Source organism: Arcicella aurantiaca (assembly GCF_003148625.1).
GTDB lineage: Bacteria > Bacteroidota > Bacteroidia > Cytophagales > Spirosomataceae > Arcicella > Arcicella aurantiaca.
Map to the genome: position 1 here is coordinate 193,384 of NZ_QGGO01000008.1, position 12,235 is coordinate 205,618.

24 protein-coding genes, 1 tRNA gene and 2 pseudogenes are annotated in these 12,235 nt (G+C 33.7%); 7 read left to right on the plus strand and 20 right to left on the minus strand.

The window, feature by feature from the left end; genetic code table 11:
* Positions 1–170 precede the first annotated feature (170 nt).
* The 18 genes and pseudogenes from LV89_RS10035 to LV89_RS25155 all read right to left on the minus strand — a co-directional run bounded on the left by LV89_RS10035 (position 171) and on the right by LV89_RS25155 (position 7,369).
* Entirely contained in the window at positions 171–662 is a 492-nt protein-coding gene (locus LV89_RS10035; protein ID WP_109742756.1) for a hypothetical protein, read from the minus strand.
* A gap of 179 nt (positions 663–841) precedes the next feature.
* Positions 842–1,039 (minus strand): hypothetical protein, encoded by a 198-nt coding sequence (locus LV89_RS10040; RefSeq protein WP_109742757.1) that lies wholly within the window; start codon positions 1,037–1,039, stop codon positions 842–844.
* Position 1,040: 1 nt separating this feature from the next.
* The gene (locus LV89_RS10045; RefSeq protein ID WP_109742758.1) at positions 1,041–1,289 is read right to left on the minus strand and encodes a hypothetical protein; all 249 of its coding nucleotides are present in this window, start codon (positions 1,287–1,289) and stop codon (positions 1,041–1,043) included.
* An 8-nt stretch (positions 1,290–1,297) separates the two neighbouring features.
* Entirely contained in the window at positions 1,298–1,585 is a 288-nt protein-coding gene (locus LV89_RS10050; RefSeq protein WP_109742759.1) for a hypothetical protein, read from the minus strand.
* Positions 1,582–1,971 carry a hypothetical protein gene (locus LV89_RS10055; protein ID WP_109742760.1) on the minus strand — a complete coding sequence of 130 codons (390 nt, stop codon included), beginning with the start codon at positions 1,969–1,971 and terminating at the stop codon, positions 1,582–1,584. Before LV89_RS10055 ends, LV89_RS10050 begins: the two co-directional genes overlap by 4 nt.
* Entirely contained in the window at positions 1,972–2,271 is a 300-nt protein-coding gene (locus LV89_RS10060) for a hypothetical protein (protein WP_109742761.1), read from the minus strand.
* Between the two features lie 19 nt (positions 2,272–2,290).
* Complete coding sequence (locus LV89_RS25590) at positions 2,291–2,806, minus strand: hypothetical protein (protein ID WP_211321187.1); 516 nt, start codon at positions 2,804–2,806, stop codon at positions 2,291–2,293.
* 4 nt (positions 2,807–2,810) lie between these two features.
* Entirely contained in the window at positions 2,811–3,041 is a 231-nt protein-coding gene (locus LV89_RS10070) for a hypothetical protein (RefSeq protein WP_109742762.1), read from the minus strand.
* Positions 3,038–3,367: a hypothetical protein gene (locus tag LV89_RS10075; protein ID WP_109742763.1), complete on the minus strand. Its 330-nt coding sequence runs from the start codon at positions 3,365–3,367 to the stop codon at positions 3,038–3,040. The genes LV89_RS10070 and LV89_RS10075 overlap by 4 nt, the downstream gene beginning before the upstream one ends.
* The gene (locus LV89_RS10080) at positions 3,345–3,719 is read right to left on the minus strand and encodes a hypothetical protein (RefSeq protein ID WP_109742764.1); all 375 of its coding nucleotides are present in this window, start codon (positions 3,717–3,719) and stop codon (positions 3,345–3,347) included. Before LV89_RS10080 ends, LV89_RS10075 begins: the two co-directional genes overlap by 23 nt.
* A 150-nt stretch (positions 3,720–3,869) precedes the next feature.
* Positions 3,870–4,304 carry a DUF4494 domain-containing protein gene (locus tag LV89_RS10085; protein WP_109742765.1) on the minus strand — a complete coding sequence of 145 codons (435 nt, stop codon included), beginning with the start codon at positions 4,302–4,304 and terminating at the stop codon, positions 3,870–3,872.
* A 37-nt stretch (positions 4,305–4,341) separates the two neighbouring features.
* Positions 4,342–4,593, minus strand: a complete 252-nt coding sequence (locus LV89_RS10090) for a hypothetical protein (protein ID WP_146199128.1) — start codon at positions 4,591–4,593, stop codon at positions 4,342–4,344.
* A 34-nt stretch (positions 4,594–4,627) separates the two neighbouring features.
* Positions 4,628–4,945, minus strand: a complete 318-nt coding sequence (locus LV89_RS10095; RefSeq protein ID WP_109742767.1) for a hypothetical protein — start codon at positions 4,943–4,945, stop codon at positions 4,628–4,630.
* A 141-nt stretch (positions 4,946–5,086) separates the two neighbouring features.
* The gene (locus LV89_RS10100; protein ID WP_146199129.1) at positions 5,087–5,560 is read right to left on the minus strand and encodes a hypothetical protein; all 474 of its coding nucleotides are present in this window, start codon (positions 5,558–5,560) and stop codon (positions 5,087–5,089) included.
* On the minus strand, positions 5,553–6,107 hold the full coding sequence (locus tag LV89_RS10105; protein ID WP_146199130.1) for a hypothetical protein: 555 nt from the start codon (positions 6,105–6,107) through the stop codon (positions 5,553–5,555). Before LV89_RS10105 ends, LV89_RS10100 begins: the two co-directional genes overlap by 8 nt.
* Positions 6,108–6,473: 366 nt before the next feature.
* Positions 6,474–6,713: a hypothetical protein gene (locus LV89_RS10110; protein WP_109742770.1), complete on the minus strand. Its 240-nt coding sequence runs from the start codon at positions 6,711–6,713 to the stop codon at positions 6,474–6,476.
* Between the two features lie 502 nt (positions 6,714–7,215).
* Positions 7,216–7,288 (minus strand) — tRNA-Met (locus LV89_RS10120).
* Between the two features lie 5 nt (positions 7,289–7,293).
* Positions 7,294–7,369: pseudogene (locus LV89_RS25155) on the minus strand.
* Between the two features lie 174 nt (positions 7,370–7,543).
* Between LV89_RS25155 and LV89_RS10125 the strand changes: the two are divergent.
* On the plus strand, positions 7,544–7,726 hold the full coding sequence (locus tag LV89_RS10125; protein WP_109742772.1) for a hypothetical protein: 183 nt from the start codon (positions 7,544–7,546) through the stop codon (positions 7,724–7,726).
* Here LV89_RS10125 and LV89_RS25805 read toward each other — a convergent pair.
* Together LV89_RS25805 and LV89_RS10130 are read right to left on the minus strand one after the other, a co-directional pair.
* A complete protein-coding gene (locus LV89_RS25805) occupies positions 7,723–7,854 on the minus strand; it encodes a hypothetical protein (protein WP_262509859.1) in 132 nt (43 codons plus the stop codon). The two genes, LV89_RS10125 and LV89_RS25805, sit on opposite strands and share 4 nt — an antisense overlap.
* Positions 7,851–8,048 carry a hypothetical protein gene (locus tag LV89_RS10130; protein ID WP_109742773.1) on the minus strand — a complete coding sequence of 66 codons (198 nt, stop codon included), beginning with the start codon at positions 8,046–8,048 and terminating at the stop codon, positions 7,851–7,853. The genes LV89_RS25805 and LV89_RS10130 overlap by 4 nt, the downstream gene beginning before the upstream one ends.
* 172 nt (positions 8,049–8,220) lie before the next feature.
* On the opposite strand from LV89_RS10130, the gene LV89_RS25595 reads away from it, so the two are divergent.
* From LV89_RS25595 to LV89_RS24895, 6 genes and pseudogenes are all read left to right on the plus strand, one after another.
* Entirely contained in the window at positions 8,221–8,529 is a 309-nt protein-coding gene (locus LV89_RS25595) for an SHOCT domain-containing protein (RefSeq protein ID WP_109742774.1), read from the plus strand.
* A 97-nt stretch (positions 8,530–8,626) separates the two neighbouring features.
* Positions 8,627–9,355 carry a hypothetical protein gene (locus LV89_RS10140; protein ID WP_109742775.1) on the plus strand — a complete coding sequence of 243 codons (729 nt, stop codon included), beginning with the start codon at positions 8,627–8,629 and terminating at the stop codon, positions 9,353–9,355.
* A 40-nt stretch (positions 9,356–9,395) separates the two neighbouring features.
* A complete protein-coding gene (locus LV89_RS10145; RefSeq protein ID WP_146199131.1) occupies positions 9,396–9,749 on the plus strand; it encodes a helix-turn-helix domain-containing protein in 354 nt (117 codons plus the stop codon).
* A 296-nt stretch (positions 9,750–10,045) separates the two neighbouring features.
* Positions 10,046–11,290, plus strand: a complete 1,245-nt coding sequence (locus LV89_RS10150; protein WP_109742777.1) for a tyrosine-type recombinase/integrase — start codon at positions 10,046–10,048, stop codon at positions 11,288–11,290.
* Between the two features lie 74 nt (positions 11,291–11,364).
* Positions 11,365–11,757, plus strand: a complete 393-nt coding sequence (locus tag LV89_RS10155; RefSeq protein ID WP_109742778.1) for a transposase — start codon at positions 11,365–11,367, stop codon at positions 11,755–11,757.
* A gap of 247 nt (positions 11,758–12,004) precedes the next feature.
* Positions 12,005–12,235 (plus strand): annotated as a pseudogene (locus LV89_RS24895) (IS982 family transposase); the annotation flags it as partial.

Consider the following 12,235-nt stretch of genomic DNA (forward strand, 5'->3'; position numbering starts at 1 on the left):
TATTGATAATTTGATGTAGAACTACTCATTGAAAATCCAATGGTTTGGTTTTCAAAATTAGTAGCTCAAAATCTTAAATGAAGGGACGTCAAAAAAGCAAAGTTTCACAAACATATAACTGTTTTTCAAGCAATTACAGCCTGTGAAACACTATAAAATGGGGACGTTTCTCAATTTTTAGGGACGTTAGTGGCTTTTGGGGGGTTGTCTCTCGAAAAATTTCTTAGATAAGAATTTCGTACACGTAACCGACGAGAAACAAACTTTTCACAACTATCGTGTTCTATTTCATCTTCAATTTTGTTTACCTGAAGATAATATGAAATTGCTTCTGAACGATTTTTTGTAATAGATATTCGACCATCGACAAAAGATGCAATGTCTTCTTTATAGTACTGATACAAAAAACGCCCTAAATTGATTGCTGCATCATCCGACAAATTGAGATGACAAAGTGAATTTGGAAGTTTGAATTTTAGTTCTATCGTATTGGCGGGCTGGGTTCTTGGTTTGAGTTTGTATTCAATCCTCTCCAGAGCGATTTGGAAAATTGAGCCTAAGAAAGAATCAACATCTATACAAATTACATCTTTAGAAGAAAACCGATGTAGTAGAAATTTGTGTACGTGCGGATGTACAGGGATTTTAACAGTTGTTGACATGGTAAAATAGCGTAAGTTTAGTATATTGCCTGCGTATCTTACTTTTTCTTTAGAAATCTTGAGTTTTCAAATAGCCAACACAAAAAATGTGTTGGCTATTTCGTTTTACAAAGATAACAAAATAATATTCTGTTACCTTGGTAAATAGCTGCTCAGTACTCAGAATATTATTTTGTTAACTACATAAAAACTGAAATTATTTTTCCTCTTGAACTTACCGACAAAAATTGTTCATTCAAATCTTTTTCAGTTGAAAAGCCTATTAGTTTTTCATTCGTATCTTTTTCTACAATCCATATAATCTCATTTTCTTCAACAAGTGTACAGAATCCTCTTTTAACTGCTGTGTTTGCGGACATTAATGTATTTCCTTTCATGTTAATATTTTTCGTTTAGTTCTAATACAAAAATCAAATTTCTTAAATTTTCATCATTTTTCTTAATAGCCTTTTGATGGTTCTGGAGAACATCAATTAAGTTTTCAATCTGCTTTTGTTGTTTCAAATCCCTATTAAGGGATTCATTCTCTATTTTAGCAATTCTAAATTGCTGTGATATATTTCCCATTATTAAAAGGGAAAACATTAACATATTAAAAATTTGGGCATTGTCTTTATTTTCTTTCATAATTTTGATTAAAATTGTATATCCAATCTTACTTCAGTTGAAGGCGTAATATTATAATAATCCGTCCTTTCATCCCATGTGATTGCACAATCAAACAATCTTGCTTTTTGAATTGAATACCTATCGTATTCAAGATTCAATTTTCCAAAATATTCTGTAAGCTCATTTGATTTAGCTTCGTATTGCTCCCAAAACGCTCTTTCTTCCTTTTGAAGCCTTTTCAATTTGTCCAAAGGATTTTCTAATTTTAGAAATTCCTTTTTAACTTTTTCGTATCGTTTTGATAGTTTAGTCATCTTCTCAAGAAGTAATCAAACTGCATCATAATCTGGTTAACAATATCGTAGGATTCCTTTTTAGGCTCTTTGATTTCTCCTCTCTTATTGTACGGAATTACTCTATAATTTACTGCTCCGTCTAAAATTTGAAATACTAAAACAAAATCACTTTCAATATCAAAAGCTTGAGGGAAATCACAAGCCATAATCACATTATTACAACCACTTTTCCATTCTGCTTTTAGTGCTGCATAGCACTGCTCTGAGCGATGACCGACAAGACAATGAACAGACATTTTGTTTTCATTGTCAATTGAAATCATGTGGAACGGGTGATACCCAAATTGATTTGGGTTTATTTCTTCGATTTTTACGAATGCTTCAATAAACTGGCCTATTGTCATCTAATTAAGGTTTTTAGTAATGGAACTCATTTGATTTTTAAATTGGAGCTGGTGTTGCATAAAGCTATGACGATAAATTTTTTCAGCATATTCTTGATTAATCGTATCAAAAAATTTATTGAGACAATCATGGCAACAATACATTTGGTCGGTATTTGCTTCTATGAATCCTTCAATCATGTGCTTTGGAATATAGGCTGTTATTTTAAGTTGGGCGTGCTTAAATTCACCCGTAATTAAAATTGCTTTTCGGAAAATTATTTGTGATTCACCAATAGTGAATAGTTTTACGTAGGTCATAAAATTTTAGATTAAAATGTTAATAATCTCCTCCAGCTCCACCGCCTCCAGTGTCTCCACCACCAAAATCAAAAGATGATGAGGAGCTGTCAGAATCGGAGTTAGTTGGCAAGTCAATTGATGGATAATTAGCAGGCTCTACATAACCAAGAGTATTAATTGGACTGTAATAATAGTCCTGAAAACTATCCTTAAAGTCAATCTCATTTATTTCCTTTTTCATTTGATTTAATCTGTTTGTGGGTGATTCAGGAATATTAAAACTAAATTCTGATTCTAAGAAAAATGCTAAATTCGGAGCTAATTTCTTTCTATTTGTAAGCCAAAACTTTAGGGTCAAAGCATCATTATTGACGCTAAAAATGATTGATTCTAATAGGGAAATCTGAAAACTATCTACAATACATAGCTGATTTTTAGGTATGAAAATTTTGCCAAATAGTCCAATTTCTCCAAGGTAAGCGTAAAAACGCTTACCAGATTTAGAGGTCACTACCTTGAATGTTCCTCTATCTTTAATTGTGAATTTGCTCATTATTTTATTGTTCAAAATGTGAATCGAATTCAGTCATTGCATCTGCAATTTCTGCTATTGAGTATTGACAAACTGTTAATAAATAAATATGTGCCTGCTGTTCTGAAATTTCAGCTAAAAGGCTAAAACGTTTCATCTCTAAATCTTGCATTTCCTTTTGTAGTGACATAAGCCTATCAACATCATCCCGATAAATTCGCTTGCCTTCATGGAGGCATTCCGTCCAGTGTCTCATCCTATTAGCATATTTATCAAAGGGTTGAATAAATCATTATTCCAAGGGTCAACTCTTATTTGCTCTATCTTGTCTAAAATTTCCTGCATATCATTATGATTAAATACATAATATGAACCTTTAAATAAAATTGGTTGATTGTATGGTGGAGAAAATTCATCAAATTGATTCTCACGTTCAAAATCTAATTTGTTATTTTTAATAATTGCATCCCCAATTACTTCAATAAATTCATATTTCAAACGCTTTATACTTGTCTCCTTTTGTTCTTCAGTTAGCTCATCAATAATATATTTTTGAGTATCAAATATTGCTTGTAATAGCATGATTTTTTCTGTTTGAGTTATTACATTCTTTAGAGCAAAATACAGCTCCTTTTCTTTTGCCTTTTAAGCTTGCACCGCACACAACACATGAGCCAATAATGTGGCTTTGAGCCGTTATTTCATGGTTTTGAGACGATAATGAGCCGTTATTTTTTGGCTCAATTATCGGCTCAATTGGTATTTTTATACCCGAATTATCACGACCTAAATGGAAATCTATCAGCCTAATTATTCCAACTGCATATACACGCAGTTCTATATACGCAGCTCTTTTTGATAGTCCCAAAAGGTGTGGCAAACACTTTACCATATTTGCCACATAAGTATTTATTTGGGTATCAATAATGGTCATTTTGTCATTTTCTCAAGTAAACGTTCCTGCTGGCTAATTATCAGTTCTGATAATTCTTTTTCGCTCTGGTTGAATATATCATCATTCAACTCAGCTTTAGAAACTTCTATAATCTTAGTAAGCTTCTTGATGTGATTTTGTCTTTTGGAATTATTCATGCTCTGGAGTGTAAGGATAAATTTCAAGAATTGGGGTAATGTTAACGTCCGTAATTTGGTAGTCGTTAAGAGTGCCTAATTGCTTAGATAGATACGAATAAGCAAGCATCGGGTTTTCACCATTAACCAACATCATGTGCGGTGTCTTCTTTTCCTTAGCTGTTTTTTCATCGAAAGAAATGTACATCACCTTTATTTTGTACCAAATTTCTCCACCATCTTCATCAAAAAACACCTCTGAAAGCTTCATTTTTGATAACTTAATCAACTGAAAGTCAGGCGTATTTTTGACAATAACTTCAAAAACTCTTGCCTCTGCTTCTGTGTACGAAACTCCATCTATTAGATAGGTTTCGTTAATTGTTTTTAATGCACCTGAATCGTCTTCACGCTGAAAACGAATGTTTGCTACATACCAATTTGCCATTTTTTTAAGTTTTCAAGCTACTTTCGAGCATAGAGAGCTATCGCCCAGGGAGAAACTTCCCTGAAGCAATACCCAGCTTATCCAAAATCTGGACGTATGCCGAAACGGGTAACTTACGAATGATGTTATTGATTTTTCGCCCTGTGAGCATCTTGCGGGCGTTACTGTTATCAAGATGCTGATAAGTAGGACATTCTTCCCGAATTATCCTGTAACATTCCTCCAACTCTGGGCAAACCTGACCTTGTTGCATTAGGTCAGCGATGATGTTCCCCACACGTCGAGGCATCTCCATTTTATCCGTCGGAGCAAACTGATAGATTTCAGATTTTTCCATCTAATTCCACGTTAGTTTTATATTCAAAATAATATTCTCTAACTGCGGTGTTTCGTAATTCAACAAGTTCCCTTTGTCTCACAAAAATTTCATCAGCTCGCATAAGAAGTAATTTGCTTTGAAGAGCAATTATCTGCTCCGCTTTAATGAGCCTGTCAATGTCGTGAACCTGCCGTGCTGGAATTGGCACGATGGTAAAGCCTTGTTGTTCTAATTTTCCTAAGAAAGCTTCAGGCGAAAAAGTTGGGATTTCTGGATTCCAAACGTGTGAATACGCAGTTTGTAATTCGTTGCTAAAATTCATCTTGTGTACTTGGGGTTTGAATATCGGTTAAGATATAGTTTTTGATATTAATGAAAACTTGTTTTTGCTCTAAGACAAAAACAATGGGTATGAGAATCGGGCAAAATATAATCCATTGGATTACTTTCAAAAAGTCATATTTCATGGCGGTACTGGCAAATTTTTATGGTTATAAATATTAATCATATACTCATATTCCACGTCGTCTAAATCCTCAAATTTCCCGAAAAATTCAGCTAAAATTCTATTCTCTGACGAGTTATACCAATTCTCGAAATTAGGCTTTGAAAGTGATGGTTTCCAATTGGCTGCATCTTCTTTCAAAATCTTACAAAGGTCTGCTGTTGGCTTATCGCTCTTACTGACTACATCAAGGAATGCGATAATTTCGTAATGTTCAATTTCAAATGCCTTTCCTGCTTTCGGGAACTTTGAAAGCTCTGAGGTTTTCTTAGAAAAATATTTACCAAACATTTGTGCGACTATCGGCTCTGTATCGACTCTAATCGTATTAGAATGCTTGTAATGTGCAAAGCACCAATTCAACCAGTAGGAAGTGTGAGCTTGCATGATGCAATACTCTGCTTCAGATAATCTAATCGTGACTTTAAGCATTGACGAAATTATTTATTTCTCTCATCTTCCAATACCATCCTTTTAGGCGTGGGCGTTGGTCTTCGCCAAATCGGCGTATGACCTCATTGCAATGGTCTATAAGTGCCTGTTCAGAAGTGAAGGTCAATTTAAAATCATAGAATGGCTCTACTTGCGAGCCACTTCGTTTTCTGGAGGCGAGGTACTGTTGTTGCTTAGTGGGGTCATTTTTATTGGCAAAAAACTTTTGTAGCATATCTTTCAAATGTGGAAAAAGTTGTGCTGCACCATGAATTTGAAATTGAAATGGTGTAATACTCACCAACAATTCATCGAGACCATTTCCCTGTTGGTTATTAGTGTAAAAGTTCATGCAATAAGAGCGGTCAAGGTATCCGTTTTTGAGCATTCTTGAAATATACTGCTCAAGTAAATGTTCTTTATCTTTTGCCTCAGCGTGTCCTAACATTTTGGAATATCCAACAAATGGTGACGTGCGTTGCTCTTGGTAAAATTCGTGTCGATAGGTTGCATTAAGGCGGTCGCCTTTCGGTAATTTATTGCTCATTTTGCTTTTTGATTATGGAATTTTTTGATTTTTTTTCACTGTTTGCAAACATTGTTGTACAACTTGAAAACACCAGTAAAACTTGTAAAACACTTAGAAAACATCTTTACAAGATTTTTTTTAGGGTTTGACACATCAAACCCCTAACCGATTAACAGTAAAATCGGGCTTGAAAAAAATACCCAAATTTTGGGCAATATTTTTCCGTCATGACGATTTAGGGGCGTCTTGAATATGTCTTGAATGACAGTCCGATGTAGCTACACTCGAACGCATTCGGGGGCGATATAAAAACACTAAGCTGGAGGGGAATTATTTAGAATGTATTTCATAGAAGTAAGAATTATTATTGTTAAATAGTTAATGCTAAACAGTGTTAAGGTCAATGACCTTTTCGTAAATCTGCATATAAGCAGACTTGGTAATTTCGGTGCAATCTGACAAGTCTAACGGCTCGTCGTACTCTTCATTGACTCCCCACGGCTCTTTGGTATTTTCACCTAACACAGATGCCGTATAAGCGGTATTGTCATCATTTACGGCATACCAAACCTTTGCAGCAAGGTATGTTCGTAATACATTCGGGTCTAACTTATAGTATCTCATTATGACCTTTTTGTTTTGAATACATACAAAACCAGTATTCCCAAAGCCACAAGTGGCACTATTGTTTTCATAAGGTCATTATTAAAAGATTCTTGAAATAAGTCTCCCCCACTGGGGGAGTTTATTCAAAAAGTTCCATAACAAAAGTTTCACCTTGAAATCTGGCAAAATAACCTCTTTAAAAAGCCAAATGGCTATTATAAATAAGCAAAAAGCAATGAACAGCATTAAATAAGCTGCAATTCTTAGACTATCCATAGTAAAGTGTTTAGCCACGCAGGGCATGGCTAAACCAGCCTATCCCAATCTAAAAAAAATGTCTTCATGGGTAATAAAACGGGGGAGGCGTACACAAATAACCTCCCACCGTTGACCCAATCTAACCACGTTGATTTGTTGCGATATAGTTGGAATCGAACCAACACGAGTTCCTGAAGTCTTCGCCTCCGAGTATATCTTCAGATTTTACTTTTTAAGTCCTTAAAATCTTAAAGTGGACTTGTAGCGGATGCAGGACTCGAACCTGCGACCTCAAGGTTATGAGCCTTGCGAGCTACCTACTGCTCTAATCCGCAATTTGCACGGGTGGTAGGATTTGAACCTACGCTTGTAATAGCTTACCATTATTACTATGCACCTGACTACACCACACCCGTAATTAAAAGGTCATAACCACCAAGTTAACTGACCTTTCCTACTCGTCCTCTTTCGGACTTTCGCTTAATTCCCTTTTGGGGGATTTAATGTTTATATACAAAATGAGGGCTAAATGTTGTATATTTGAAATGTCTAAATAAACAAATTACTCACACTTAAACCCCCATTTCAACATGGAAGAAAATCAATTCAAAATTGGCAACACTGTAAGCTTAAAATCAGGTAGTGTTAGGCTTACAGTTTATTCTATCTCCGATGATTTAAAAAAAATATCTCTAAAATTTTGGGATAAAGAAAACCAACAGATACAATCAATTGACGACCAAGACTTTCGTTTATTCTCTCTTGAATATTAGTCCTTATAACCTTCATGTCTTATCTCTCTGACATAAATAGGAATACCCAAGAATAGGATTTTCAATTTTGTTTCAATACCGTGGTCTTTACCAAACCCACGGTATTTTTGTGTGATAACCTTTATCATGACTCCTTAGGCAATTTAAGTTCCTCTAAAAATGCGTCCATTTCACTATCTGCAATGGGTACATCTCCACGCAAACGAGCTAACACTTGCTGACGCTTTAGCCCAATTCTTTCGGCAATAGCATGGCCAATACGACCTCTATCAGTTCGATGTTTAGAGTGAAAAGCAAATGCTATTTCTTGTAATGTTGGCATGACCGTTTGATAATTTAATCTTACTTTTACTTGTTTTGTCGTTGTGTTGTCTTACTTTTGTTTGTAAGACGGTACAAATATGCGAACAAAAGTTTGCTTTGCAAATTTTTACACACTTTTTTTCGTATTTATTTTACAAATATTATCTATTAACCTTTAAAACACTTAGATTATGATTTATCTTTCTTGGTTTGTATTTACAATTTTAGTTGGGATACTCGGAACTTATAGAAAAATTGGAGGAGCAGGAGCATTTTTCTTATCCTTATTTTTAAGCCCATTAATTGGCGTAATATTCACATTAGCATCTGAGAAATTAACAGATATTGCTTATAAGGAATCTATGTTGAAAAGTGTAGATGAAGCAAAAAAGGCTAATAATTTAACCGATTTAGAAAAACTTCATGAATTGAAAGAAAAAGGTATTTTGACTGAAGAAGAATATCAAGAAAAGAAAAACAAAATATTAGGAAGTAACTAATGCACCCAGACAGAATAGAAGGCATAAAGATTGTAGCAATCATTACCTTAATCTTATTTGTATTAATGGCAATCAAGGAGTTATTAGGTTTGTAAAAATGGATTGGATAACCAAATTGTTAGAAATATTTTTAAGCAACACTTATAAAGTAAGCCATAAACTTTGGGTTATTATTTCGGTAGTTGCAAGTATATTAATTGTTGATAACCATTTTGGTTTTTCTTCACACTGGAGAACTAAAAGTAAAATAGAAGAAGCAGTAGCTATTCAAGAGTTAATTGTAAAGACACATGGAAACAATGCACTCAACAAAAAACTTTTGAGTTTACAAGATGAAATCATAGAGTCTAAAAATTTAAGCAACTATTTTTTAGATTTATTCTCTAATATTTTCACCACAACAAGTGCAAGTTTATCTAAAACGGTCAAGACACCGATAGCAGCTAATACAGATTCCATAATTGAATATTCGTTAGTTTATCACGTAGTAAGTACATCATTTTGGTTTATACTCTTATTTTTAGCAGTATTTTTCTTTTCTGTTATTAATATTTATGAAAGCAAAAAATTGGAAATTAAAGATATAAAGACTTTTTTTCAGATAAATGGAGTTATCATAACTATTATTATAGTACTATCATTTTTGACTTACTTAATACCTAAATTCAATCCACCTTTTGCAAATTATATCATTAATTTTTTAATAACGACTATGTTGATTATAGGCTTTGTCATAATCATTATTATTCAACAGAATAAGGATTTACAAAAAAAACATGACAATCTGATTTCACAACTAAAAAAAGTAACTAAGGTTGGCAATTAATATTTTCAAATTTACATTAAACATTAACAAATATAAACAAATGAAAGATTTTTCAAATAAGCTAAAATACCGACTTAAAGAAATAGGTATGACGCAAGGCGAGCTTTGCGAAAAAATTGGCATGACTGCAAATGGTTTAAGAAAAGCGATTGAACATAACAGTTTACAAGTATCAACTGTTGAAGCAATTAGTAAAGCTTTAGAGACAAATATAGGTTACTTTATTGAGATAGAGACAAAACCAACAGGAATGTGGCAACGTCTTTTAGACGAAGCAAATACAGAAGCACAACGCTGGAAGATGAGAGCCTTTGAATTAGAGGAGAAATTCAGTGTTGGAAATTTTCAAAAGCTTAGTAAATACGTCAATTCTTTTTTTTGCTTGCAACACTAAGAAATTTACTAAGGAATTAGGTTACGTACCTATAATTGACATATAATCAGAGCTTTAGGAATCCCGTACGGACTACAAAAGTAAGTTGTTACAGGTGTACATCAATAATGTACACCTTTTTTTATGCCTGATTATCAGAAACTTATCAAAATGACCTCCCACCGCATCTTGGTTTATTCATACTGCTGACACTATTTTGTTGCTGACACATTTTTATGTGACTTGCGTTACCGATAGGAATTTGTTTCGTATTAATACTTGAATAAACAAAAATTCAAGTCTAATGAAAAAAAACAATGTTAAACGTACTATTCTATCTACGAGGATTCGGGAAATGTACACAACCATCTGAGGAATTAGTTATTACTTGCCAACTTATTCTGGAAGACCAACCAAGAGATACAGCTTTTTCTCTCAAAATTAAAATTCCCAAAAAGTATTGGTGGACTTATCTTGGTAAAGACTCTGCAGATGGTGAATGGGTTGATTCTGCGTACTATAATGCAGAATTTGTTAATAAAAGACTGCGTGATACAGAGCAAACATTGCGAAATATCGTAGATGTACTACCTCTACTGTATCCCGATGAACCTATCACTTATAATCACATTCGTCGGCACTATGACCCTGACTCTGCTAAAATAATCAAGGCTACTCAACGAAAAACTACTCCTTCGGTTGAAAGAATTTATACAGAATTCTTAGAACACAAGATTCAAAAACGAGGAATTAAAGAGTTAACCCAAAAAAGTTATCGCTCTCGGATGAATAACATTTATGAATTCTTTGGTAAGAATAAACCTATCGACTGCATTCGCCACAGAGATTTGGATAAATTTGAAAATTGGCTAATGTCTCAAAAGAATAAAGATAATAACCTTAAATTCTGCAGAAACTATCGAAACAAACACTTAACGCTCGTATTTGACTTAGTGGCTTTTGCAGTAAAAAAAGAATACCTTGATGCTATGCCACTTGTTTCGCTTGAATTAAAATATGACGCTGACAAACCACCTCAATATCTGCTTCCTGCTCAAAGAGCTGCTTTACAGGCGGTCGATATTCCATCTTTGGAAAGAGCAAAAGATATAGCTCAATTTCTAATGCACACAGGATTCAGTTGGATTGATTATATTAATTTAAAGAGTGAACATCTAATGGGAAAATGTTGGAGAGTACAAAGACAAAAATCTGACACTTGGTCTATGCCTATACTCTTGGATGAAGCTCAAGCTATTATTGAAAAATATGGCTCAATAGAAGCTTTACCTCGTCCAGACGACTCTGATTTGAACAAAGAATTAAAACACCTTGCCAGTATCGCTAAAATTGACACAAATTTGGAGCATCCTCTCCGAATTTCGGATTTCAGAGAAACTTTCGCCAGTATGTTAGAAAATGAATTCATGTTTGAGCAACGAGTAGTCCAAGTTATGATGGGACATAAGAATGCTCGACAAATACAATCTTACAGCCGATTAATGCCTTCACGTGTTCTTTATGAGTTGGAGCAATGGAAAAAACGAGTTGGCATGAATTAACAACTAATATGAGTTGTCTTTTTTATAATAAAAGTTGTTTAGTTGAATTTTAAGTATCTTTATCATAAAATCCTATGAATAAGTTACCTGTGAATGTTTCAGAATCAGATTTTGAGATTTATATTTTACCACATTTGACCCACAAAATTGGTCATAATCGTTTGAAAGTCAGCTATCATTACATTTTCAATACAATTCTATATGTATTAAAATCTGGCTGTTCTTGGAGAACACTAAAGCCTGACAATCAACTGGTTACTTGGCAAAATATTTATTATCATTATGCTAAATGGAGCAAAGATGACAGTTTTAAACGATTATTTGAATCTTCAACTTCAATTATTTCTGATAAATTAGCTCTCGAATGTTTACAATTAGACGGAACTCATACGCCTTCAAAAAAAGGGCGGCCGCCGCTGCGGGTGAAAATGTTAAATGGCAACGTCGGAAAAGAGCAAAAACTGTAAATAATTTGGTCATGTGTGATAACAAGTATAACATCTTAGCCATCTCAGATTGTATTGATGGTAATCATCACGATAATTTTGAAATTATTGAGAATGTCAAAAAGATGCTTCAATCACTTGATAAACAACTTATTAATTAACGTGAGTTATTGATATAACAAACTGATAATCAATTTTTTACAACAAAAAAAAGCAATATTGCCGACTCTAATGTATTTTTGTAATTGCACAAAAACAAGAACACATCATGAGCCGACTAACATTGCTAACGACAAAATTAACAGAAATTTTCATTGACTGCGACGATTTTTGTAAGTGTTTTGAAAAACACATGGTTGAATCAGGAGAAAGTTTAGCTGTCTCCAAAATGAGTACCAGTGAAATGATGGCGATCAGTATTTACTATCATCATTCGGGCGTTAAATGTTTTAAATATTACTATCAAATTATTATCAAAGGATATTTAAAATCATATTTT